The sequence below is a fragment of the Leclercia sp. CFBP8987 genome, from assembly GCF_034044995.2.
GTDB lineage: Bacteria > Pseudomonadota > Gammaproteobacteria > Enterobacterales > Enterobacteriaceae > Enterobacter > Enterobacter tamurae.
In genome coordinates this window covers 989,088-1,012,869 of sequence record NZ_CM188255.1, presented here as the reverse complement: position 1 = coordinate 1,012,869, position 23,782 = coordinate 989,088, and the positions used below count along the sequence as shown (strand labels likewise).

The window sequence follows — 23,782 nt, the reverse complement described above, 5'->3', positions numbered from 1 at the left end:
TTTTTTTATGCCTTACGCTGTGTCTCCCGCCAGATGCGCCAGGCCATGCCTGCCAGCAGAATCACGCCCGCAATCAGTACGCCCCACACCAGCAGTGCGGTCATCCTGCTCTCCCGCTCGGCCGCGGAGGTGGCGGTCAGACGCCCCTCGCCGCCTAACGCGACATTATCCTGAATATCAGCCTGCGGCAGGTTTGCCATATCATAGGTTTTGCGCAGGTCGGCAGGGATCAGCATGTCGGGCTCCACTTTCGCAGGCTTTGCCGCCCCGTTGCCCCAGGCGAGCACATACGGCGCTTTCCCCTGCGCGTTGAACACCAGCTCATAGCGGTCGCGATGCCCCATGAGGCCCGGCAGGTATTCTGGCAAACGCGCATTCAGCGTCGTAATTTTCACCGCCTGCACCAGACCCCCGTTAAGCGAAACCGGTGGAGACATTTTCCCTTCCAGACGGTAAAGGACCTCTTTTTTCAGCGGGTGCCATGCGTCTTTTTTGCTACTCCGCCACGCGATCTCCACGGGAAGGATGCCATCGCCATTCAGTGAGATGCTGACAGCACTCAGCGGCTGCGGTCGCGTCCAGTGCCACTGGACTTCACTTGTCGATAACTGTTCTCCTTCCCCTTCCAGGCTGATCTCTTCCGGGGCCGCCTGCGCAGGTGCGCTAATTGCGTTTACGCCGGTCAGGGTTATCTTCTGGCTTTGCGTATTCAGCACCACCATGAGATAGCGATTCGCATCGGGAGATAAAACCATATCGGTATCGATCCGGTCGAGCTTAAGGCGATCCTGGCCGCTGACCACGTCCAGCAGAGGCATATCCTCGCGCAGGGTATACCACTGCTTAAGATCCTCGCTGTAATAAACCGACGCCGTTCCCTGCCACGGCGTCTGAGGGCTATTCCAGAGCAGCTGCAACTGGGACAGGGCCATCTCGCCCGTCGCCTGCTCCGGCAAGGTCAGCAGATAATGTTGCCCGGCTGCGGCGGCTTTTTGCCCCTCCAGCACAATCTCTACGCCGTTTCGGGAGCGGAGCAGGATTTTATCGCTATCCTCATCCCCGCGCGCAGGTGCGAGCGGCGAGGCGTCCAGAGTAAAGAGGCGAAGTGGTGTGGATTGCGCTGACGCTTGCGGACGCGTTACGGTGACCAGGCTGAAGGGAACCGGCTCGCCCGACTGATTAAAGACGCGGACATCATGCAGATCGGGTGACGTGCTCTGCTCATAGACGGCGAGCGGGAGCGCGACCCGATACCACTGGGAAGGGGCGGACGTATCCAGTGAACGACCAAAGGCATAGTCCCGGGGCGATTCCGTTTGTCCCTCGTCGCAAAGCGCCGGGCCGGAAAGCATCAGCAGCGCGCTACACGCCACCGCTTTCATCCATTTCATTTTTCATCTCCTGTTTTGGGCGGCAGCGGTGAGAAATAACCTACGATCAGTACCAGGATTGCCACGCCGATAAACGCCACCGCTCGCGACAGCCCGCCTCCGCCCGCGCTGTCTACCAGCATCAGTTTAACCATCACGACACCCAGCAGCGCAGCGCCGCAGAGCCACTCCTGCCGGGAAGCCCGACGGGTGGCATGGATCATGACCACCAGCGCGCTCAGCATCCAGAACAGGGCAAAACAGGTCTGGACAAGCCGGGAATCCCACAGCGATTCCATATTCCAGGCCACGTCGCCATACCAGGCCAGCGCGCGCATTAGCGCACCGTTAAGCCACCAGAATCCAAACGCCATAAGCGCGACGGCAGGCCACGGGCGGGCTTGCGAAAGCAACGCGGGGTAGTAGCGATCCACCGCCCGATAAAAGATCACCAGCCCCAGCAGCGCGAACGCGGCCCCTTCCTCAAGCGGGTTCACCAGCGGTAGCCAGGTCTGGCGATAGACCACGCCGTCCTGGAAATTGGTCACGACCAATAACACCAGCAGCGCCACGACAACAGGGATCGGTGCCAGGCAGGCGTATAGCGCTGGCCACTCCCGGAACGGCCACCCGCGACGCCGTACCGCCGCAGAGAGCGCCATAATTAAACCGCCACCCGCGGCCATCGCCAGTCCACTGCCCCAGGCCTCCATCCCCCACGGCAACGACCGGGCAAACCAGTAAAGCTCGGCGGCCAGCGCCACTAAAATCATCCAGAACAGCGACAGATGCAGCCCCATCGCGATGCGCGGCTGGAGCCTTTTACCGTCGCGCCGCAGCAGCATCAGTGCGGCAGGAAGCGCAACGCACCAGGCCAGATTTGACCAGTCAGCGGCAAAGACCTGCTGATGCCAGAGCTGATAAGCCACCATCAGCAGCATCAGCGGCCACAGCAGCCATTTGCTGGCATCCAGCTCCCGCCACGCCAGACGAGCGGCCGCCTGCCGCCAGCCCAGGACCGAGACGGTCGAGAGCGCCAGCACGCCTGCCAGAACGGATAATTCCTGCTTCAGCATCAGCTGCGACGCCCCCAGCAGCGCCACTATCCAGAACAGCAGCCCGCCGGCCAGCAGTACCCAACTGACGGGCAGAACGATTTCCCGCCACAGCCAGGCCGCAGCCAGCCAGCAAAGGCTGAGGACGGCGAAGATAAGCAGCAGGCTCAGCGATGTCACACCGTTCGTTTGCGCCCACAGCGCGCTACCCAGTGCCAGCACCAGCAGCGCCGTCCCGCTATAGCTCATGCGCCGCTGCTGCTGTTGCACGCCCAGCCAGAGGATACCCAGCCCCTCCAGCCCCCAGGCCATCGCCGTCCAGCGAGCCGACAGCGCCAGCGGAATGGCGAGCGTGGCAAACCCGCCGCCGATCGCCAGCGCCGCCATGACCAGCGGCCGTCCGAGGGAGGGATAGCGCCGTAGCGCGAGGAACGCCAGCGAGAGGTAAAACGCACCGTACCCCAGCGCGCTGAGCGCCGGGCCGTAGGTCCAGTGCTGAGTCATGCCGTACTGCATTCCAAAACCAACCAGCGGCGGGGCAAACAGCAGCACGCCGTCAATAATCTGCTTCCCTTTCTCCTGCGCCCGCAGCGACAGCGCCACGCTCAGCACGCCGAATATCAGCGTGTTGGCAATCAGGAACAGCTGGCAGATCCCATAGTCTTCAGGCCGGTATTCGTTCAGCCCCCAAAGGCCGCCGACGCCGAATGTAAACAGCAGCCCGAGCAGATTCAGCTCGCGCCAGTGCTGCCAGATGCTGATCGCGAGAATGCCGATGGAAAGCAGAAGGTAGAAAGAGAAGAGCGCCACAAAGCTGCCGCCTCCGGTAGACAAGAGCAGCGGCGCAAGATACCCACCGAGACTCGCCAGCATAGCGAGGCTCAGCGCCCTCTGCAGCACCGCCAGCCCGACGCTCGCCGCGCAAATGACCACCAGCAGTGCAAAGGCCAGCGTCATCGGCAACATCTGCCAAAGCCGGAAGGCGCCAAAGACGGTCAGATAGAGGATGCCTGTCGCCCCACCCTGGAGGATCAGGGAATAGACGCGCTGTTTGTGCCGCAGCCGCCACCCGAAGACCAGCAGGACCATAGCAAACAGCGCCGTCGCGGCCAGGCGCAGCTCAAGCGGAAACAGGGAGTGCTCGACGGTATAGCGCAGGAGAAATGAAAGGCCGAGAAAGAGCAGCAGGATCCCAAGCTTCGCCAGCGGATTGCCCTGCATGAACCAGCGCACCAGCGACGTCAGTATGCCGCCAAAGGCAGAAGGCTGTTTTGCCGCGGGCGCAGGAGCCGGAGCAGGTGCTGCCGCGGCAGCGGGAATATTCGGGCGCCAGGGGTCGACAGGCGCGGGCGCGTCGTCAACCACCGGCTCGGCCACGACCACCGGCGCAGCAGCCTGTTCAGGATCCGGCGCTTTTTCTGTCACGCCGCGCTGCTCAAGGGCCTCAATGCGCTGGCGCAGCCGGGCGATCTCCTGTTTCGCCGCCGTGCTTCGATTAAATCCGATAACCGCAAGCACGGGCGCAACCACCAGCGCAAAAATCAGGAACAGACAGCCAAGGATGTAAAGCTCGTCCATGTTTCCACCTTCACCGTTAACAATCCGTTAAGATTGACACAAATCGTTGCATTTACGCCATCTTAAAAGGTGGGAACCGTTCCGCCCGACATTAACTGCCGAACCAGACCGCAGCGGAGATCGCAGGAAGCGTGAGCACGCCATCCTGGAACGTCGCTTTACCCTCTTTGCTCTTCCACGTTTTACCCGCCAGCAGCGGTGAATCTTCCAGCACCACTTCGCAGGCATCGCCCCGATTAATGGCCACCAGCACCCGCTGCTGGTTGTAGACGCGCATAAAGACCACCACGTTGTCGTGAGCGTAAACCACCTGACAGCCGCCGTAGCGCAGCGCCTGGCTCTGTTTACGCAGTTTGATCAGCCGCTGATAGAGCGTGAACAGCCCCTGGTCCTGCCTTTCGGCCTCCCACGGGAAGGTCTTGCGGCAGAACGGATCGTTATTGCCGTCCAGCCCGACCTCGTCCCCGTAGTAAATGCACGGCACCCCAGGCCAGGTAAACAGCCAGGTGACAGCCAGCGGCAGGCGCGCCACGTCTTTGCCGAGCAGCGACTTAAAGCGAGCGGTATCATGGCTGTCGAGCTGGTTGAACATGCGTAACTGCTGCTGATGCGACAGGCTGGCGCGGTAGTTATCCATCCATTTCATGCAGGTTTCAGCGTCGATGTGCTGCGGATCGTAGGAGATATCGGTGTTGGCGAGGAAGCCCCACACCGGGAAGGTGAAACCGCGATAGTTCATCGCCGAATCTTCCGCATCGGCCTGCAGCCACTGGCGGGCATCCCCAAAGTGCTCGCCAAAGACGAAGGCATCGGGCCGGGCCTGCTTCGCGGAACGGGTGATCCCAGCGACGTGCTGCAGGTTATGGCGCGCTCCGCCCCCTTCCCCGAGCATATGCACCACATCCAGCCGCCAGCCGTCCATACTCCACGGGGCCTTCAGCCAGTGGCGGACGATACTCTCTTCGCCGCCGTAGATCTCGTCCACCAGGGAGGGTGACTGATAATCGAGCTTAGGCAAGCTGGCGTAGCCCAGCCAGTCGAGGGCCCGGCCTTCGTCGTCAAAGCTATACCAGTCCCGCTGGGTAGAGTCCGGGTTATGGCAGGCGCCGCCCGTTCCGCGATTATGGCGGTCGAACCAGGCGTGAGAATCGCCGCTGTGGTTAAACACGCCGTCGAGGATCAGGCGCATCCCTTCCCGGTGGGTATTTTCCCGCAGGCGTAACAGGGCCTCGTCGCCGCCAAACTGCTCATCCACGTGGCGGTAATCTTCAGTGTCGTACTTATGCACGCTGGGAGCGACAAACACCGGGTTGAGGTACAGCGCTGTGACGCCGAGTTTTTTCAGATACGGCAGCTTCTCGCTGATGCCATCGAGATCGCCGCCGTAAAAAGTTGAGCCCCCCGCCTGGGCGGTAACCGGCTCATCCCATTGATGGAAAATCGTCTCGTGACCGGCGGCATGGTGAAAGTAGGTTTTATCCCGCTCCGGGTTGCGCTGCTGGCTGCGGGCGAAGCGGTCCGGGAAGATCTGGTAAAAGACCTGCTCGACCACCCACTCCGGCCCGGCATCCGGGTAATCGACGGCGAACTGCTCCAGGCGGGCGGGTGGGAAACGGCTGAACCCCTGCGGGGTAAACCACAACTGGCGGTTATACCAGAGCATTTTAAAGCTGTAGCGGTGCCGCGGCTGCCCTTTCGTTGTGTCGATAGTGGCCCGCCAGGCGGTGACGCCGGGCTGTGGCTGGCTGCGCAGCTTGTGCATCGGCAGCGAGGTCTCTTCATTATCGAATTCAGCGCGCATCGTTACCCGCTCAGGTAGGTTCTCTCCCGTCAGCCACAGCGTGATGACGAGTTTATCGTTGTTTTGCTTAACAAATGGGGCAACCGGCAGGTGCCATGCATTCAACATCTTTTATCCCCTATCCCAGAAATGAGGTCACCTTGCCACAGGGTAGTTGATGTTCACTCCTCACGATGAGGTTTATTGGGGGAGGAGAACGGGGGAGGAGAAAAATGCCCGGCATTTGCCGGGCATTCTGATTACTGCGCTTCTGCTAACTGACGCTCGCGGCGGCGTTTAAACACCCAGCCCACCAGCAGCAGGGCAATCCACGCGAAGCCGACATACAGCGAGATGCGGGTTTCCGGGTGGTAACCAATCAGGCCGATAATAAAGACCAGGAAGATCAGGCCGACCACGGTCGTTGCCACCCCGCCCGGGACTTTAAACTTCAGCGCTTTCACCTCATCCGGCGACAGACGACGGCGGAAGCCAATCTGCGACATCAGAATCATGATCCACACCCAGACGGTGGCAAAGGTCGCAAGCGACGCAATCACCAGGAAGACGTTCTCCGGCATGATGTAGTTCAGATAGACCGACAGCAGCAGCGCCACGGTCATCACCAGCACCGTCACCCACGGCGTGCCGCGGCTGGAGGTTTTGGCGAAGGCCTTCGGCGCACTGCCCTGCTCCGCCATGCCGTGCAGCATACGCCCGACGCCGAAGACGTCGGCGTTGATGGCGGAGAGCGAGGCGGTCAGCACCACAAAGTTCAGGATGCTGGCGGCAAAGGTAATGCCCAGATGCTGGAAGGTGAGCACGAACGGGCTGCCGTTGGTGCCGACCTGGTTCCACGGATAAATGGACATGATCACAAACAGCGTGCCCACGTAGAAAATCAGAATACGCATCGGCACCGAGTTGATGGCGCGCGGAATAGACTTCTCAGGGTCTTTCGCTTCACCGGCGGTAATACCGATGATTTCGATCCCACCGTAGGCGAACATCACCATCTGCAGCGACATCACCATGCCGATCCAGCCGTTGCTGAAGAAGCCGCCGTTGCTCCACAGATTGTGGATCCCGGTCGGTTGTCCGCCGTTGCCAATCCCCCAGATGATGATGCCGATACCGGCGGCAATCATGATGATAATGGTGGCAACTTTGAAGAAGGAGAACCAGAACTCCAGCTCGCCGAACACCTTCACGCTCATCAGATTGATGGCGCAGATGATCAGCACCACGCTGAGTACCCAGACCCAGTGCGGCACCGTCGGGAACCAGACGCCCATATAGATGCCGAAGGCCGTCACGTCAGCGATGGCCACAATCAGGATTTCGAAGCAGTAGGTCCAGCCGGTGATATACCCGGCCAGCGGGCCTAAGTTTTCCTGAGCATAGCGGGAGAAGGAGCTGGCCGACGGGTTATGAACGGACATCTCCCCCAGGGCACGCATGATGATGTAGGCGGCAACACCGCCGATAAGATATGCCAGCAGAACGCTGGGACCGGCCATTTTGATGGCATCTGCCGAGCCATAAAAAAGACCGGTGCCGATTGCAGAACCCAGCGCCATAAAGCGGATGTGGCGGGCGCTCAATCCACGCTTGAGTTTGTTAGTGCTTTCCATTTTTTGACTTGCCAATTGAGACTAAAAAAAACAAAAAACCACGGGGCATTACGCCCCGTGGTTTAACTTTCAGCCGTTGCTTAGTGCGCGTTCGAAGTAACCTGACGCCCTGCAGCACGATCCCAGATAATAGCCAGTACCAGTGCCACAACGGTAGGCATCAGCCACGCCAGACCCTGTTCAGACAGCGGCAGACGCTGTGTCCAGGCGGGCAGCATGGCGCTGATTGCCGATGCCTTAATGCCGTCAAGCATACCAAAAAGCAGACTGATAAACATGGCCGGGGCGATAATTCGTGTGGAATTATTCCACCAGCCACGGGTGAAGCTCAGCACAACCAGCACGATGCACGGCGGGTAAATGGTGGTCAGCACCGGAATAGAGACCTGAATCAGGTGGCTCAGACCCAGGTTCGACACCGCCATCGAGAAGCCGCCGAGGATAAACACCAGCGTACGATAGGAGAGCGGAACGTACTGAGCAAAGAACTCTGCACAGGCACAGGTCAGGCCAACCGCAGTCACCAGACAGGCCAGGAAGATCAGGATAGCCAGCATCATGCTGCCCGCGCCGCCGAAGGTGTGCTGCACATAGGCATGTAAAATAGCTGCACCGTTCGCGCCCTGGTCAACCAGCACGCTGCTGTCGGAACCCAGACGGAACAGCGCCAGATAGAGCAGTGCCAGGCCCGCACCCGCCATCAGGCCAGCCCAGACGGTGTAACGGGTCAGCAGACGCGCTTCGGTCACGCCACGGGAACGCGCGGCGTTAACGATCACGATCCCGAACGCCATCGCGCCCAGCGTATCCATGGTCAGGTAGCCGTTCACAAAGCCGTTAGAGAAGGCCGCGTTTTGATAGGCTTCGGTAGCCGAGCTCAGCGGGCCAGCCGGCCAGACAATCGCCGCGACCGCAAGCACTACCAGCGCCAGAATCTTCAGCGGGGCGAGGAAGTTGCCCACGGTATCCAGCAGTTTACCCGGGTAGAGCGACACCAGGATCACGATAGCAAAGTAGACCAGGCTGTAGATAAACAGCGGCAGCGGGCCATCACCGGTCAGCGGGGCAATCCCCACTTCGAAGGAGACGGTCGCGGTGCGAGGGGTCGCAAACAGTGGACCGATCGCCAGATAGCAGACGACGGCCAGCATCACCCCGGCCACTTTACCAATCGGCGCGCTGAGGCTATCGACACCGCCGCCAACTTTCGCCAGCGCCACGACGGTCAGAACCGGCAGGCCCACAGCGGTGATCAGAAAGCCAAGCGCCGCGGTCCAGACGTGTTCACCCGCCTGCAGGCCAACCATAGGCGGGAAGATGATGTTGCCTGCGCCAACGAACAGCGCAAATGTCATAAAGCCCAGTGCGATGATGTCACGCGATTTCAATTGATGGGTCATAAAACCTTACTGCCTGTGGATGTGGTGTTGAAAATGTTGAATTTTTCGCTATCCCTTGCGGAACAAAACAGCGGAAAAAATGTGCAATTTCAGCGGGAAATGCTCTCCTGCTGCCGTGGTCAGGAATATTTTTTCGATTTACCACGCAAATACAGTCTGTCCGACAATATCAGGAGGGCAATTTAAACGCTTATAACGTTTAAAGGCAATATGGGATCGCAAAACCAGAACAATATACCAGCCTGAAAGTCAGACCTGAAACATTACACCAATTATAAGAAAAACCCATGGCTAATCATGCGAACAAAAAAGCAACAGGCGTATAAAATTTATCCGCGCTTCGGTTGACTGCAAAGCAAACAGGCCAGCATATGCTGGCCTATGGCAATATCTGATTACAGGTTGGCTGTCAGGCGCTGTTACTGGCAATCAAACGTTCCGGGATCACGAAGCTGAAACGCGTACTTTTGCCCGGCGTACTGACGATATCGAGACGGCTGTCGTGGTGATTAATGGCGTGCTTGACGATAGCCAGCCCCAGACCACTGCCGCCGGTCTGGCGGGAACGCGCTTTATCCACCCGATAAAAACGCTCGGTAAGACGGGGAATATGCTCCGGGCCGATACCCGGGCCATCATCCTCGACGCTGAACTCCGCCCCCGTGGGCGCATGCTGCCAGCGCACGGTGATATGGGTCCCCGCCGGGGTATGATTCACCGCGTTATAGACCAGGTTGGAGATGGCGCTGCGCAGCTCATCGTTACTGCCGCGCACTTTCAGACTGGTATCCACTTCGAAGGTGATCTGGTGCTGCTGCTGGCTTAAGGTTTGCGCCTCACGCTCTAACATCCGCAGCATCATCGGCACATCGATGGTTTCGTTGAGCGCTAAGGTTGGCGCGGCCTCAATACGGGAGAGGGTCAGGAGCTGTTTCACCAGCCCTTCCATCCGTTGCGTCTGCTCGCGCATGGTCTGCAACGCTTTTTCCCGCGGCGCGCCCTCCAGGGTCTGCTCCTGCATCATCTCCAGATAGCCCTGCAACACCGTCAGCGGCGTGCGTAATTCATGGCTGACGTTGGCGAAGAAGTTGCGCCGCGCCCCTTCCAGCTGGTGCATCTGGGTCACATCGCGCGCCACCATCAGCCACTGTTTGTCGCTGTAGGGCATCACGCGGATCTCCAGATGGCGACCGGTGTTCAGCACCAGATTGTGCGGGCGGGTGAAATCGCGTTTTTTCAGGTACTGCGCAAACTCAGGATAACGCAGCAGGTTGAGGATGTTCTGTCCATTATCGTCCGGCCAGCGCAGGCCCAGCAGCTGTTGCGCCAGTCCGTTACACCAGAACATCGCCCCCTCTTCGGTGGTGAGCACCACCGCATCCGGCAGGGATTCCGCACCGCTGCGAAAGCGTTTGATCAGGCTGCCCAGCTCGCGTCGGCGTTTTTTATTACGCATCTGCATCTGGTGCAGGCCATACAGCAGCGGTTCCCAACTGCCGCTTCCCGGCGGAGGGGTCATGCTTCTGTCCACCCACAGCCACCATGACAGGCGGAGCAGATTCCAGAAGTGCCAGACCAGCAGTCCCGTGACTGCCGCCAGCAAAAACCAGGGTAGATAACCGAAAATGGCCCCGAGGATCAGGGCCGGGATACAGCAAAGAATCAGTTCAAAGCAGAGCCTTTTCCATGACAGACGTTCCAGCACGCGTCACACTCCTGTCATTGTTCAGAAACGGGTTGAGAAACGATAACCCGTGCCGCGGACGGTCTGTACCATGCGATCGTGACCGCTGGTTTCCAGGGCCTTACGCAGACGACGAATATGTACATCCACCGTCCGGTCTTCAACGTACACGTTAGTGCCCCAGACATTATTGAGCAACTGCTCGCGGCTGTAGACGCGCTCCGGATGAGTCATGAAGAAGTGCAGCAGTTTGAATTCGGTAGGCCCCATATCGAGGGGATTTTCACCAGTCATGACGCGGTGCGAGGTGGGGTCCAGGCTCAGGCCCTGCATCTCAATCACCTCTTCCACCGCCATCGGTGAAATACGACGCATCACGGCCTTGATACGCGCCACCAGCTCTTTCGGAGAGAAAGGTTTGGTGATGTAGTCATCCGCGCCGGTCTCAAGGCCGCGAACACGATCTTCCTCTTCGCCGCGCGCGGTCAACATCATCACCGGGATATCGCGGGTTAAGGCTTCACGTTTGATATGTTTGATGAATTGCAGACCTGAGCCGCCGGGCAACATCCAGTCGAGCAGGATCAGATCGGGCCAGGGTTCGTTGAGCTGATTCACCGCGCTGTCGTAATCTTCGGCTTCTACCGGTTGAAAGCCATTTTGTTCGAGCACAAAGCAGACCATTTCACGAATGGGTGCTTCATCTTCTACGACCAGAATACGTCTCGCCATACTTAGCCCTGTCTTATTTAGGTTACATGTTTGTAATACGGCGTCATTATGCGTCAGATTTATGACAGATTTATGAAAAACCTGCCCACCAATAAAGGCAAGCCGTTGTTTTCTGGCTGCCCTGATTGTAGCGGTTATCTTCCTTCCCCTGAATGTTTATAATCCCGCTTACTTTTTTTTGCCACGGATCTGTTATGCGCATACTTCACACCTCGGACTGGCATCTGGGACAAAACTTTTACAGTAAAAGCCGCGCCGCCGAACATGAAGCCTTCCTCACCTGGCTGCTTGAGATGGCAGAATCCCACCAGGTGGACGCCATCCTCGTGGCCGGGGACATCTTCGACACCGGATCGCCGCCAAGCTATGCGCGAGAGCTGTATAACCGTTTCGTGGTCAACCTGCAGAAGACCGGCTGTCATCTGGTGATTGTTGCGGGCAATCATGATTCCGTGGCCACGCTGAATGAATCCCGTGAAATTCTGGCCTTTCTTAATACCACCGTGGTCGCCAGCGCCGGTCACGGGCCGCAGATCCTGCGCAAACGCGACGGGACGCCCGGGGCGGTGCTGTGCCCGATCCCGTTCTTGCGCCCTCGCGACGTGATGAAAAGCCAGGCAGGCCTCTCGGGGATCGAGAAACAGCAGCAGCTGTTAGAGGCCATCACCCACTATTATGCCGATCAATATACCGCCGCCTGCCAGCTTCGCGGCGACAGCGTCCTGCCGATTATCGCCACCGGGCATCTCACCACCGTCGGGGCCAGTAAAAGTGACGCGGTACGTGACATCTACATCGGGACGCTGGACGCCTTCCCGGCACAGCATTTCCCGGCGGCGGACTATATTGCGCTGGGCCATATTCACCGCGCCCAGAAGATTGGCGGCTGCGATCACATTCGCTACTGCGGCTCCCCTATCCCCCTCAGCTTTGATGAAACCGGCAAAAGCAAAAGCGTGCATCTGGTGAGTTTTGACCAGGGTAAGCTCAGCGCCGTCGACGCCCTGGAGGTGCCCATCACCCAACCGCTGGCGGTGCTGAAGGGCGATCTGGCGGCCATCGCCGCCCAGCTTGAGCAGTGGCGCGGCGTGGCGCAGACGCCTCCCGTCTGGCTGGATATCGAAATTGCCACCGAAGAGTACCTGCACGACATGCAGCGTAAGATTCAGCACCTGACGGAAGATCTGCCGGTAGAGGTGCTGCTGGTGCGGCGCAGTCGCGAGCTGCGTGAGAAGCTCCTCGCCAACAGCCTGCGTGAAACCCTCAGCGAGCTGCGGGTGGAGGAGGTGTTTGAGCGCCGCCTGGCGCAGGAGACCCTCGATGACGCCCGGCGGGCCCGGTTAAACGAGCTGTTCAGCCATGCCCTGCACGCTCTCGATAACGAGGAGGATAACGCATGAAAATTCTCAGCCTGCGTCTGAAAAACCTCAACTCGCTCAAGGGCGAATGGAAAATCGACTTTACCGCCGAGCCTTTTCTTAGCAACGGCCTGTTTGCCATCACCGGCCCCACCGGCGCCGGGAAAACCACCCTGCTGGATGCCATCTGCCTGGCGCTGTACCACGAGACGCCACGCCTCAACACCGTCTCGCAATCGCAGAACGATCTGATGACCCGCGACACCGCTGAGTGTCTGGCGGAGGTGGAGTTTGAGGTGAAAGGCGTCGCCTACCGCGCCTTCTGGAGCCAGAACCGGGCGCGCAATCAGCCGGACGGCAACCTGCAGGTGCCGCGCGTGGAACTGGCCCAGTGTGAAGACGGCAAAATCCTCGCGGATAAAGTGAAGGATAAACTGGAGCTTGTCGCCTCGCTGACCGGGCTGGACTATGACCGCTTTACCCGCTCGATGCTGCTCTCCCAGGGGCAATTTGCCGCCTTCCTCAACGCCCGGCCGAAAGAGCGCGCCGAACTGCTGGAGGAGCTAACCGGGACCGAAATTTACGGCCAGATCTCGGCGATGGTATTTGAAAAACATAAAGCGGCGCGCAGCGAGCTGGAGAGGCGTGAAGCCCAGGCCGCCGGGGTGGTGTTACTCAGCGACGAGCAACAGCAGCAGCTCCAGCAAGGTTTGCAGGTACATACTGACGAAGAACAACAGCTGCTGGCCCAACAGCAGGCCCAGCAGAAAGCGTTTAACTGGCTGACCCGCCACGATGAGCTGCTGCGCGAGCAGCAGCGATCGATGGCCGCCCGGCAGCAGGCGCAGCAGGCCCTGACCGACGCCACTCCCGAGCTGGAAAAGCTGCATCTGGCTCAGCCCGCCGCCCTGCTGCGCCCGCAGTGGGATCGGCAGCAGGAGCAGATCGCCCGCCTGGCGCAAACGGAACAGCAGATGCTGGATGTGAATACTCGCTTACAGTCCAGCGAGGCGCTGCGCGCGCGGATCCGCAACGGAGCGCTGCGCGTACAGGATCAATTGCAGACCGAATTCACCACCCTGACGCAATGGCTGGCCGACCACGACCGCTTCCGCCACTGGGGTCAGGAGATGGCGGGCTGGCGGGCGCACTTCACCCAGCTAAACCGGGATAAAACGCAGCTCGCGACGTTGACCCGGCGTATCGCGGAATTACGCCAGAAGCTGGCGGGCCTGCCGGAAAACACCCTGACGCTTACGGCAGAACAAGCTGCCGCCGAAATGGCGCAGCAAACTCAGGCCCGCGCGGCGCGCCAGCGTCTGACCACTCTCCACGCCCGCTATCAGCCCCTGCAAAAGCGGCTCAGTCAGAATAATGAGAGCGTGCAAAAGGCGCAGGGCGATCTGGCAAAACTCAATGAAACGCTGACGCTGCGCCGCCAGCAGTACAAAGAGAAAAACCAGCACTATCTCGATCTAAAGGCCTTATGCGAGCAGGAAGAGAAGATCAAAAAGCTGGAGAGCTACCGGGCGGAACTGGAGGCCGGCAAACCCTGCCTGCTTTGCGGGTCCACCGAGCACCCTGCCATTGCGCAGTACCAGGCGTTAGCGCTCACGGAAAACCAGCTTCGCCGGGAGGCGATGGAGAAAGAGGTCGCCACCCTTAAAGAGGAGGGCCTGCTGGTGCTGGGCCAGGTGAATGCCCTCACCACCCAGATGCAGCGAGAAACAGACGAGGCGCAGACGCTGGTCCGGGACGCGCAGGCGCTCACTGAAGAGTGGCAGCAGGTTTGCGCCTCCCTGAGGGTGAACCTGAATATTCAGGATGATATCGCCCCCTGGCTGGATCAGCAGGAGCAGTACGAACAGCAGCTATACCAGCTTAGCCAGCGCCTGACGCTGCAAAGTCAGCTCCACGAAGAGGAAGCCCTGCAACAAAGCTATCTCCAGCAGCTGGCGGCAGCCCGCACCGCGATGGAACAATCTCTTCAGGCGTTGTCGCTGGCGATGCCCGAAGACGGCGCAGAGCAGGCCTGGCTCGCGGAACGTGAACAAGCGTCGCAGCGCTGGCAGGCACAGCAGTCTCAGCATAACGCCCTGCGGGACCGCATCACTGCCCTGACACCGCTGCTGGAGACCCTTCCGGCCACGGAATCGACTGAAGCAGAAAGCGTTATCCCGGAAAACTGGCGCGAGATCCATACCGAGTGTGTGTCGCTGCACAGCCAGCTTGCCACCCTGCAACAGCAGCGCAAACTGGAGAGCGAACGCCTGCAGCATGCCGAAGCGCAGTTTGCTGCCGCGCTGGCTGCCAGCGTCTTTGCCGATCGCGAGGCGTTTCTCGCCGCCCTGCTGGATGACGATACCCTCCACCGCCTGGAGCAACAGAAGCAGACCCTGGAGAACCAGATCCAGCAGGCGACGGCGCTGCTCCAGCAGGCCGGTCAGCGGCTGAACGAGCATCTGGAACACCGCCCCGAAGGAGTGACCTCAGAAGCCCCGGTTCTTCAGGAGCAGCTACAGCAGCTCGCGCTCCGGCTTCGCGAAAACACCACCCGCCAGGGGGAGATCCGCCAGCAGCTCAAGCAGGACAGCGATAACCGCCTGCACCAGCAGGCGCTGATGCAGGAGATTGAGGCCGCAGCCCGGCTGGCGGATGACTGGGGGTATCTCAACGCGCTGATCGGTTCTAAAGAGGGCGATCGCTTCCGTAAGTTTGCCCAGGGCTTAACCCTCGACAACCTGGTGTGGCTCGCCAACCAGCAACTGACCCGCCTGCATGGTCGCTACCTGCTGCAACGCAAGGCCAGCGACGCGCTGGAGCTGGAGGTGATGGATACCTGGCAGGCGGATGCCGTGCGCGATACCCGTACTCTCTCCGGCGGGGAGAGCTTCCTCGTGAGTCTGGCGCTGGCGCTGGCGCTCTCCGACCTGGTGAGCCATAAAACGCAGATTGACTCGCTGTTCCTCGATGAGGGCTTTGGCACCCTCGACAGCGAAACGCTGGATACCGCCCTGGATGCGCTGGACGCGCTGAATGCCAGCGGCAAAACCATTGGCGTCATCAGCCACGTCGAGGCGATGAAAGAGCGCATTCCGGTGCAGATCAAAGTGAAGAAGATTAACGGGCTGGGGTACAGCAGGCTGGATAAGGTATTTGCGGTGGATTAACGGTGCGGTCTTTACCCCTCACCCTGACCCTCTCCCCACAGGGGAGAGGGAACAAACACTAAAAACGGCAACGTACGTTGCCGTTTTGCTTTTATTCTGGCCACAACCAGGCCGCGCCGCGTACGCCGCTGGAGTCGCCGTGCACCGCTTTGCGGATAGGGGTTTCGAATTCACCGCCAAACACCCACTGCTTCACCAGCTGCGGAACGGTGGTATACAGACGATCCACGTTGCTCATTCCGCCACCCAGCACAATGACATCCGGGTCAAGGATATTCACCACGTGCGCTAGCGATTTGGCCAGCCGCATTTCGTAGCGGCTAAAGGCCAGCTCCGCGACGGCATCCTGCTCTTCCACCAGGCGCATGATCTCGTTGCCTTTCAGCGGATGCCCGCTCAGACGGCGGTAATCGGTGGCGAAGCCGGTGCCGGAGATAAAGGTTTCGATACAGCCCTGTTTGCCGCAGTAGCACGGCACTTCAGCGCGGTACTTCAACTCATCCTCATCCATCCACGGCAGCGGGTTGTGCCCCCACTCCCCTGCGGTGCCGTTGCCGCCGCTATGGGCGCGGCCGCCAAAGGCCACCCCTGCTCCGCAGCCGGTGCCGATGATCACCGCAAATACCGTCTGCGCGCCCGCCGCTGCACCATCAATGGCTTCCGACACCGCGAGGCAGTTGGCGTCGTTCGCGAGGCGCACCTCACGGTTCAGCCGCTGGCTTAAATCGCGGTCGAAGGGCTGGCCGTTAAGCCAGGTGGAGTTAGCATTTTTCACCACCCCGGTATAGGGCGAAATCGAACCTGGAATGCCCATGCCCACCGTGCCCGTCTGGCCGGTGGCCTTTTCGGCCATCTCCACCAGACTGGCGATGGTTTCGATGGTCTGCTGATAGTCGTCACGCGGGGTCGGCAGGCGATGGCGGAACAGCTGTTCCCCCTGCTCGCCCAGGGCAATGACTTCTGTTTTGGTGCCGCCGAGATCTATACCAATTCGCACAGGACGTTCCTCATTTTTTTGATTATCAACAGAGTAGAAGCCTGCTACCCGATTAGCAATGCAAGCGATGCGACAATTCGCTATCATGCCCGCTGAATTAAACGACAAGACCGTGGAAATTATCATGCTGTGGTTCAAAAATTTGATGGTTTACCGTCTCAGCCGCGACATCGAGCTGCGCGCCGACGAGATGGAAAAACAGTTAGACCTTTACGCATTTACCCCGTGTGGCAGCCAGGACATGGCGAAAACCGGATGGGTTCCGCCTATGGGATCACAAAGCGATGCGCTGACCCACACCACCAATGGTCAAATCATCATCTGTGCGCGTAAGGAAGAGAAGATCCTGCCGACGCCGGTGGTGAAACAGGCGCTGGAAGCCAAAATTTTCAAGCTTGAAGCCGAACAGGGCCGTAAGCTGAAAAAAACCGAAAAAGATTCGCTGAAAGATGAAGTTCTGCACTCGTTGCTGCCGCGTGCCTTTAGCCGCTTCAGCCAGACCATGATGTGGATCGACACGGTTAACGGCCTGATTATGGTCGACTGCGCCAGCGCCAAAAAAGCGGAAGATACGCTGGCGTTGCTGCGTAAAAGCCTCGGTTCGCTGCCGGTGGTGCCGCTGACGATGGAAAACCCGATCGAGCTGACCCTCACCGAGTGGGTGCGGGGTAACAGCGTTCCGCAGGGCTTCCAGCTGCTGGACGAAGCCGAACTGAAAGCAATCCTCGAAGACGGCGGCGTGATCCGTGCCAAGAAGCAGGAGCTGGTGAGCGACGAAATCGCAGTACACATCGAAGCCGGCAAGCTGGTAACCAAGCTGGCGCTCGACTGGCAGCAGCGCATTCAATTCATGATGTGTGACGATGGCTCGATCAAGCGACTGAAGTTCTCCGATGAGCTTCGCGATCAGAACGACGATATCGACCGGGACGACTATGCCCAGCGTTTTGATGCTGACTTCATTCTGATGACGGGTGAACTGGCGGCGTTGATTCAGAGCGTGGTGGAAGGATTGGGCGGCGAAGCACAGCGTTAATGCTTAATGCCAGGCTTTATGCCAGAAACAGGAGCCGGGTTAACCCGGCTCTTTTTTTACAGGTAACGACACAGATAGGACGCAGGCTCAGCTACCTGCAGATGGAACTCGCTGTGGCCAGGTACGTTAAAAACATCGCCCGGGTTATACACTTTCCACTCCGTCTCCCCCGGCAATAATACTTTCAGTGAACCGCTGACCACGGTCATCTCTTCAGGCTGCGCGGTACCGAAGGCATACTCCCCTTCCGCCATCACGCCAACACTGGCACGGCCAGTAATGCTGCTGGTAAAACCAATGGACTTCACTTTACCGGAAAAGTATTCATTACTCTGAAGCATGGACTGGTCCTTATTGTCATTGGATGTGAATCCAATATAGGGGGGACGCTCCATGCCTGTCACGCAAAATCATCAGACCAACAATTCCGAGGCCAGCCGGGCTACCAGCACGTTTGACAGCAGCACCGGCACATCCAGCGTTTTTTGCAGTAAATCGCGGTGGCGTTGATGGAAACCGAGGCAGTCGAGCATCAGAACGTCCGCGCCGCGCTCCAGCAGATCGCGTCCGGCGTCGATCAGTTTCGCTTCGCTGTCCCAGAACGGATTCGCCACGGAAAGCAGCGGTGTTTTGACCAGCCCGCGCCACTTGTGCGACTGGTTCTCCAGCAGTTCCGGGATCGGCACGATCACCCCCACCTGATGGCTGTCGACAATTGATCCGACCAGCGGCGGGATGATCCGCATCGGCTCCAGCAGGATCGCATTACGGGCAACGAGCCCGGTGATAGGCGCAGTACTCATCAGCAGGATGACTTCATAATCTCGGTTATCGAGCACTTCGATAACGCTTTGCAGGGCGCGCTCGATCTTTGGCTGCGAGACATTGCCCAGCTCGCCGTCGCTGAGCAGGGTTGGCAGCAGCGCCTCCCCCGGTTCAGGGGCGTAGTCTTCCATGACCTCTTCCCGGCTCAGCGTACCGAGCAGACTGTGATGTGTAATCTGTTGTTCAGAGATATGCTCCGTTAAGAGCGGGAGTACTTCGCTTACCGGGACTACCCCAATGGTGAGGATCGCCAACGTCGCTTTCATTGTTCTCGCCTTTCTTTACTACCACTACCGTGATCGGGACACAGAGACAGGCTCGCTTCGCTGTACAGTGCGCTGTTCAGAAAAAGTGCTGAAAAGCGTAGCAGTTGATTAACGAGCCGGAATGTAAAGATCCGCGAGCCTGACAGGATGTGTCTGTTAAGCCAGTACATTACCCTCCGTTTAAAGTTATCGCTTTTTAAATAGTGTGATTAGGGTACGGTTTTTTCCGCTTTCAGAATTTGATCAGGCTTTATCGGGATCTTCATAACGCTTTTTGGCATCCTGCGCTTCCAGCTCCGTTTCGTGCTCGCTGATCAGCGAATCGGGTTTTGGGTGGTCGGCGCGCAGCTGATACCAGGTGACAGTCTGGCCCGTCGCACCTTTTTCAACGGCAACAATACGGGCTTCACGCGGATAGGGAGGTCTGGTTGGCATAGTTCATCCTTTTTTTTCATGGCTGAACTAACAGTATAGACATCAGTTAGCTGGCGCATGCCAGATGCAGTGCGGTTACGATATTTTGCACCACCTGAGCCGGTGGCAGAGAAGCATCCACCACGTGGTGAGCCGCTTCGCGATAGAGGGCGTCGCGCTCGGCCAGCACTGCGCTCACCTCTTCGCTGATGGGCTTGCCGGTCAGGGTCGGGCGCTGGCCCTCTTCCGGGAAGGCTTCAAGGCGTTCGACCAGCACCGGCACCGGGGCGCAAAGGTAAATCACCGTTCCCTTTTCGCGCATAAACTGCCGGTTATAAGCCGATAAAATAATGCCGCCGCCGGTGGCAATGATGCCGGAACCCGCCGTCACCGCCTCGAGAGTGGCCGTCTCGCGGGCGCGGAAGCTCTCCCACCCTTCCTGCTCAACGATCTCAGCAATGCTCTTACCGGCATGGGTCTGCAACCAGTGATCGGTGTCAACAAATTCGCTCTGGCACAGACGCGCCAGTTCCAGGCCGACGGTGGTTTTTCCACAGCCGCGGGGGCCAATTAAAAAAATAGGCTGGGTCATAACCAGGTGTTCCCCTTAAGGCCGCAGGCATGCGGTGGGTGAAGTCGAAAAGAGTGCCATGATACCATTAAGCTAGTACATAAGTAATCGTAAAAAATTTATTACATCAGGCGTGGCGTTAATATGCCATTTCAGTCAATGCCAGAAATATCAGGGGATATCCTGTAAAGAAATGATTGCACTTAACGGTGCGCTCACCTTACCTGAACCCACCCGCCGTTGACAACCCCGGAACGGGGTAATAGTGGCCGAATCATATGTCACAGTGATGATTAACCCTGGCGGCGTTTCACTTCCAGCAGCCATTTATCGAGTTCGGCAGCAAACACTTGTCTGTCGCGCTGGGACAAACTGTCCGGCCCGCCGGTCTGGACGCCGCTGGCGCGCAGCGTATCCATAAAATCGCGCATCGTCAGCTTTTCGCGGATGGTGGCCGGGGAGTAACGCTCCCCGCGCGGATTCAGCGCCGCTGCCCCTTTCTCCAGCACTTCTGCCGCCAGCGGGATATCGGCGGTGATCACCAGATCCCCGGGGCTGCACTGGCGCACGATTTCGTTATCGGCCACGTCAAAACCGGCCGGCACGCGCAGGGTGCGTATAAAGCGGGACGGCAGCACGCGCAGGGTCTGATTCGCCACCAGCGTCATCGGCATCTGCACGCGCTCGGCGGCACGAAACAGGATCTCTTTAATGACATTCGGACACGCATCGGCATCCACCCAAATCGCCATCTTCTCTCTCCGGCATATAATGCTGCGTGATAAAACCTGATAGGCTAAAGTTCCACAATCATAACAAAGTTTAAGAGGGAGACGTGATGGAGAAGAAAATCGGTTTTATCGGCTGCGGTAACATGGGCAAAGCCATTCTCGGCGGTCTGATCGCCAGCGGCCAGGTGCTGCCTGGCCAGATCTGGGTCTATACCCCGTCGCCTGACAAGGTTGCCGCTCTGCACGATCGGTATGGCGTCAACGCCGCGCAAAGCGCCCAGGAAGTGGCGCAGGTGGCCGATATCGTCTTCGGCGCGGTGAAGCCGAACATGATGGTGAAAGTCCTGAGCGACGTCACCTCCAGCCTGAATAAAGATACGCTGGTGGTCTCTATCGCCGCGGGCGTTACCCTCGACCAGCTGGCGCGCGCCCTGGGACATGACCGTAAAATTGTCCGCGCGATGCCTAACACGCCGTCGCTGGTCAACGCAGGCATGACCTCCATCACCCCTAACGCGCTGGTGACCGCTGAAGAAGTGGCCGATGTGATCAATATTTTCCGCTGCTTCGGGGAAGCCGAAGTGATTGCCGAGGCGATGATCCATCCGGTAGTCGGGGTCAGCGGTTCGGCGCCTGCCTACGTGTTTATGTTTATTGAAGCGATGGCCGATGCGGCCGTTCTGGGGGGAATGCCCCGTGCGCAGGCCTATAAATTTGCCGCACAGGCGGTGATGGGGTCAGCCAAAATGGTACTCGAAACCGGCAAGCATCCGGGCGAGCTGAAAGATATGGTCTGTTCCCCGGGCGGCACTACCATCGAAGCGGTGCGGGTGCTGGAGGAGCGCGGCTTCCGTGCTGCCGTCATTGAAGCCATGACGAAGTGCATGGAAAAATCAGAGCTGTTAAGTAAGTCCTGACCGACTGCCGGGCGTCAGGCGGCCACTTCGGTGCGGTTACGTCCGGCATTTTTCGCTTTGTAGAGCGCGATATCCGCCGCTTTAAGCCACTCCTGATAATGCACCATCGACGTCGTGAGCGGCGCTACGCCGACGCTGATGGAGATCTTTACGTGCGGCGGCCCCGGCAGTTGTAAATCTGCCAGCCGCTCGTGTACCCGCGACATCGCCGCAATGGCGCTCTCCGCCGTCGTCCCGCTCATGATCACCGCGAACTCATCCCCGCCAAAACGGCCAATAATATCGCTGGCGCGTAACGTGAGCTGCAGCTGACGGGTGACGGCGACAATCGCCTGATCGCCCACGTCATGGCCCCAGCTGTCATTAATCCTCTTGAAGTGATCGATATCGATCAGCAGAAGCGTGGCGCTACGCTGGTAGCGGCGACAATTTTCATACTCCGTGCGCAGCAACACTTCCCAGTGGCGACGGTTAAAGACGCCCGTCATGCCGTCCAGGGTACTCATCAACTCAAGCCGGCGCTTATGCTCCACCAGACGACTTGTCGTATGGAAGCTCACCCAGGCAAACAGCATGGGGTAACAGACGATCACCGGCAGCGCGAGCCCGATTTCCAGCGGCGTGCTGGCATAGTCCGGCGTGACGTGCGTAAGCTGCAGGGAGACCAGCGCGGCCAGCGCGGTCATTATCACCCCGGGGCCGTACAGCCGAATGCCACCCACGCCAATCAGGTTCATGCTCATCATCATCACCAGCGCCGCGCTGGGCATGGCGTTAACTCCCATCACCCCAATCCAGACCCCGGCCATAATGGCGTCGACCTTGAGGTTAAACATCTCACCGTTCCAGGGATTGGTCGAACGCGCCGCTAATTGCCAGGCCAGATGGGGCCAGACAAACGCCCAGCCAACCAGCAGCAGCCACCAGACACCGTTGACTGGCTGCGCAACCAGCACGCTGGCAATCGGGAAAAAGAGAATGGCCAGACCCGCTGTACGCGGCCAGCGCAACTGACGCGCCAGGCGGAGACCCGAGCGGTGATGCTCATCCGCCGAATATGCCTGACCGATTCCTTCCCGGGAAAAGATTTTGCTGTAAAAGTTTTCATCATTCATGGTTTTTGGGAACACTCAAAAGCATTTTCCCAAATTATAGAAAGGCTTACTTTAGGCTAAGTATGATATTTCGGGTGAGCGTCCGGGCTCGCTCACCCGTTTGAACTAGCCGGTTTTCTTCAGACAGGCGCTCATAAACTTATTTCGATCGTCGCCTTTGAGGGATTGTTGGGTCGCCTGGCTATTACATTCGCGCATCTTTTGTTGCTGAGGATTCAGGCTTTTTTCGCCCGGTTTCGAGGAGGCGTTTTTCAGGCAGTCGCTCATGTAAGTCTTGCGGGAGTCGCCCTTCAGAGCCTGGGCGGTCGCCTGTTGATTGCAGGTGGTCATTCGTTGCTGCTGCGGGGTGAGCTGTTTATCCTGTGCCCCTACCGGGGTAAGAGAAAACAGGCCGACAAGCAGGGTAACCAGCAGGGTGATTTTCATAGCACTATCCTTCTGTGGATGATCACAGTAAGTCTGGTTCGTGCTGCTGAAAAAACCACCCGGCAGACGTTTTTTTCCTGCCGGTCAGCGGCAGGCTGGGTAATATCACCCTGGGCGGCACGATTATCCAGAACTCTGGTCGATGCCACAGTTTCAGCATAAATCGCAGGGGTAAATAACAGGGGAAGTAATGCAATATAACGTGCGCTCTGTTTCACTTATTTTCTCCATGGAGAAATAGATAAAAAATAAAACAGAGCGACTATAGGCAACCGATATGACGGATCTATGACACAAACTTAAGTCATATGACCGTTCAGCTGCGCGGGTGCCGTAACAGCTTTTTTACGTATTGCTGCAGCATTTCGCTGTCCTGGGCCGATACCTGCGTAGCCGGTCGGGCCTCATCCAGCGCGCCTTCCACGCTGTCGATCAGCGCCTGCTGCTCGCTTTTCGCCATCTGGCGTAACAAGGCAGTCACCACAATTTCCAGGGCTTCGACCTGGGCCACCAGCTCTTTCGACTCTTCTTCCTTTTGGGCAAGCTTCAGCAACAACTCAGCAATGAGATTTTTCACAGCGCTATTTCCTTATCACGTTTTTTCCGACGTTATCATTATGCCTGAGGCTTGCAAAGTAGTTAAAAGTACTATTTTTAGCCAAACGCCACACGCCTCATAAATTAATCTGGCTGGCTGCCGGAAAAGTGTGACTTAAATTAAAT

Annotated in this window: 20 protein-coding genes and 1 pseudogene; 4 read left to right on the top strand and 17 right to left on the bottom strand. The window is 58.5% G+C overall.

Features of this window, described 5'->3' with window-relative positions; all coding sequences use genetic code 11:
- Positions 1-5: 5 nt before the first annotated feature.
- The 7 genes from SOM40_RS04735 to phoB form a co-directional block, all read right to left on the bottom strand.
- On the bottom strand, positions 6-1,391 hold the full coding sequence (locus SOM40_RS04735) for a DUF3999 family protein (protein ID WP_320530615.1): 1,386 nt from the start codon (positions 1,389-1,391) through the stop codon (positions 6-8).
- On the bottom strand, positions 1,388-4,003 hold the full coding sequence (locus SOM40_RS04730; RefSeq protein WP_320530614.1) for a DUF2339 domain-containing protein: 2,616 nt from the start codon (positions 4,001-4,003) through the stop codon (positions 1,388-1,390). The genes SOM40_RS04735 and SOM40_RS04730 overlap by 4 nt, the downstream gene beginning before the upstream one ends.
- Before the next feature lie 91 nt (positions 4,004-4,094).
- Positions 4,095-5,912, bottom strand: coding sequence for a maltodextrin glucosidase (gene malZ / locus SOM40_RS04725; RefSeq protein ID WP_320530613.1), 1,818 nt, complete (start codon positions 5,910-5,912; stop codon positions 4,095-4,097).
- Between the two features lie 131 nt (positions 5,913-6,043).
- The gene (gene proY / locus SOM40_RS04720; RefSeq protein WP_106992113.1) at positions 6,044-7,417 is read right to left on the bottom strand and encodes a proline-specific permease ProY; all 1,374 of its coding nucleotides are present in this window, start codon (positions 7,415-7,417) and stop codon (positions 6,044-6,046) included.
- A gap of 80 nt (positions 7,418-7,497) precedes the next feature.
- Entirely contained in the window at positions 7,498-8,817 is a 1,320-nt protein-coding gene (brnQ, locus tag SOM40_RS04715; RefSeq protein ID WP_106992112.1) for a branched-chain amino acid transporter carrier protein BrnQ, read from the bottom strand.
- 409 nt (positions 8,818-9,226) lie between these two features.
- Positions 9,227-10,522, bottom strand: coding sequence for a phosphate regulon sensor histidine kinase PhoR (gene phoR / locus SOM40_RS04710; RefSeq protein ID WP_320530612.1), 1,296 nt, complete (start codon positions 10,520-10,522; stop codon positions 9,227-9,229).
- 21 nt (positions 10,523-10,543) lie between these two features.
- Positions 10,544-11,233 carry a phosphate response regulator transcription factor PhoB gene (gene phoB / locus SOM40_RS04705; RefSeq protein WP_032616792.1) on the bottom strand — a complete coding sequence of 230 codons (690 nt, stop codon included), beginning with the start codon at positions 11,231-11,233 and terminating at the stop codon, positions 10,544-10,546.
- A 194-nt stretch (positions 11,234-11,427) separates the two neighbouring features.
- Here phoB and sbcD point away from each other — a divergent pair, with 194 nt between their 5' ends.
- Positions 11,428-12,633, top strand: coding sequence for an exonuclease subunit SbcD (gene sbcD / locus SOM40_RS04700; protein ID WP_312999225.1), 1,206 nt, complete (start codon positions 11,428-11,430; stop codon positions 12,631-12,633).
- On the top strand, positions 12,630-15,761 hold the full coding sequence (gene sbcC / locus SOM40_RS04695; protein ID WP_320530611.1) for an exonuclease subunit SbcC: 3,132 nt from the start codon (positions 12,630-12,632) through the stop codon (positions 15,759-15,761). The genes sbcD and sbcC overlap by 4 nt, the downstream gene beginning before the upstream one ends.
- A 91-nt stretch (positions 15,762-15,852) precedes the next feature.
- On the opposite strand, the gene mak is transcribed toward sbcC, so the two are convergent.
- The gene (gene mak, locus SOM40_RS04690; RefSeq protein WP_166181695.1) at positions 15,853-16,758 is read right to left on the bottom strand and encodes a fructokinase; all 906 of its coding nucleotides are present in this window, start codon (positions 16,756-16,758) and stop codon (positions 15,853-15,855) included.
- A gap of 124 nt (positions 16,759-16,882) precedes the next feature.
- Between mak and rdgC the strand changes: the two genes are divergently transcribed.
- On the top strand, positions 16,883-17,794 hold the full coding sequence (rdgC, locus tag SOM40_RS04685; protein WP_106992793.1) for a recombination-associated protein RdgC: 912 nt from the start codon (positions 16,883-16,885) through the stop codon (positions 17,792-17,794).
- Between the two features lie 56 nt (positions 17,795-17,850).
- Here rdgC and ppnP read toward each other — a convergent pair whose 3' ends face one another.
- The 5 genes from ppnP to SOM40_RS04660 all read right to left on the bottom strand — a co-directional run bounded on the left by ppnP (position 17,851) and on the right by SOM40_RS04660 (position 20,622).
- Positions 17,851-18,135, bottom strand: a complete 285-nt coding sequence (gene ppnP, locus SOM40_RS04680; protein WP_106992107.1) for a pyrimidine/purine nucleoside phosphorylase — start codon at positions 18,133-18,135, stop codon at positions 17,851-17,853.
- Between the two features lie 72 nt (positions 18,136-18,207).
- Entirely contained in the window at positions 18,208-18,885 is a 678-nt protein-coding gene (locus tag SOM40_RS04675; protein WP_320530610.1) for an AroM family protein, read from the bottom strand.
- A 243-nt stretch (positions 18,886-19,128) separates the two neighbouring features.
- A complete protein-coding gene (gene yaiA, locus SOM40_RS04670) occupies positions 19,129-19,320 on the bottom strand; it encodes a protein YaiA (RefSeq protein ID WP_106992105.1) in 192 nt (63 codons plus the stop codon).
- Between the two features lie 46 nt (positions 19,321-19,366).
- Positions 19,367-19,891: a shikimate kinase AroL gene (gene aroL / locus SOM40_RS04665; protein ID WP_225759418.1), complete on the bottom strand. Its 525-nt coding sequence runs from the start codon at positions 19,889-19,891 to the stop codon at positions 19,367-19,369.
- Between the two features lie 272 nt (positions 19,892-20,163).
- The gene (locus tag SOM40_RS04660) at positions 20,164-20,622 is read right to left on the bottom strand and encodes a YaiI/YqxD family protein (protein WP_320530609.1); all 459 of its coding nucleotides are present in this window, start codon (positions 20,620-20,622) and stop codon (positions 20,164-20,166) included.
- An 86-nt stretch (positions 20,623-20,708) separates the two neighbouring features.
- On the opposite strand from SOM40_RS04660, the gene proC reads away from it, so the two are divergent.
- Positions 20,709-21,518, top strand: a complete 810-nt coding sequence (gene proC, locus SOM40_RS04655) for a pyrroline-5-carboxylate reductase (protein ID WP_225759419.1) — start codon at positions 20,709-20,711, stop codon at positions 21,516-21,518.
- Between the two features lie 14 nt (positions 21,519-21,532).
- Here proC and adrA read toward each other — a convergent pair whose 3' ends face one another.
- The 4 genes and pseudogenes from adrA to iraP all read right to left on the bottom strand — a co-directional run bounded on the left by adrA (position 21,533) and on the right by iraP (position 23,636).
- Complete coding sequence (gene adrA, locus SOM40_RS04650; protein ID WP_181247189.1) at positions 21,533-22,648, bottom strand: diguanylate cyclase AdrA; 1,116 nt, start codon at positions 22,646-22,648, stop codon at positions 21,533-21,535.
- A 90-nt stretch (positions 22,649-22,738) separates the two neighbouring features.
- Complete coding sequence (gene psiF, locus SOM40_RS04645; protein ID WP_106992101.1) at positions 22,739-23,059, bottom strand: phosphate starvation-inducible protein PsiF; 321 nt, start codon at positions 23,057-23,059, stop codon at positions 22,739-22,741.
- Between the two features lie 77 nt (positions 23,060-23,136).
- Positions 23,137-23,277: pseudogene (locus tag SOM40_RS04640) on the bottom strand (hypothetical protein); the annotation flags it as partial.
- A gap of 98 nt (positions 23,278-23,375) precedes the next feature.
- Complete coding sequence (gene iraP / locus SOM40_RS04635; protein ID WP_106992100.1) at positions 23,376-23,636, bottom strand: anti-adapter protein IraP; 261 nt, start codon at positions 23,634-23,636, stop codon at positions 23,376-23,378.
- Positions 23,637-23,782 lie beyond the last annotated feature (146 nt).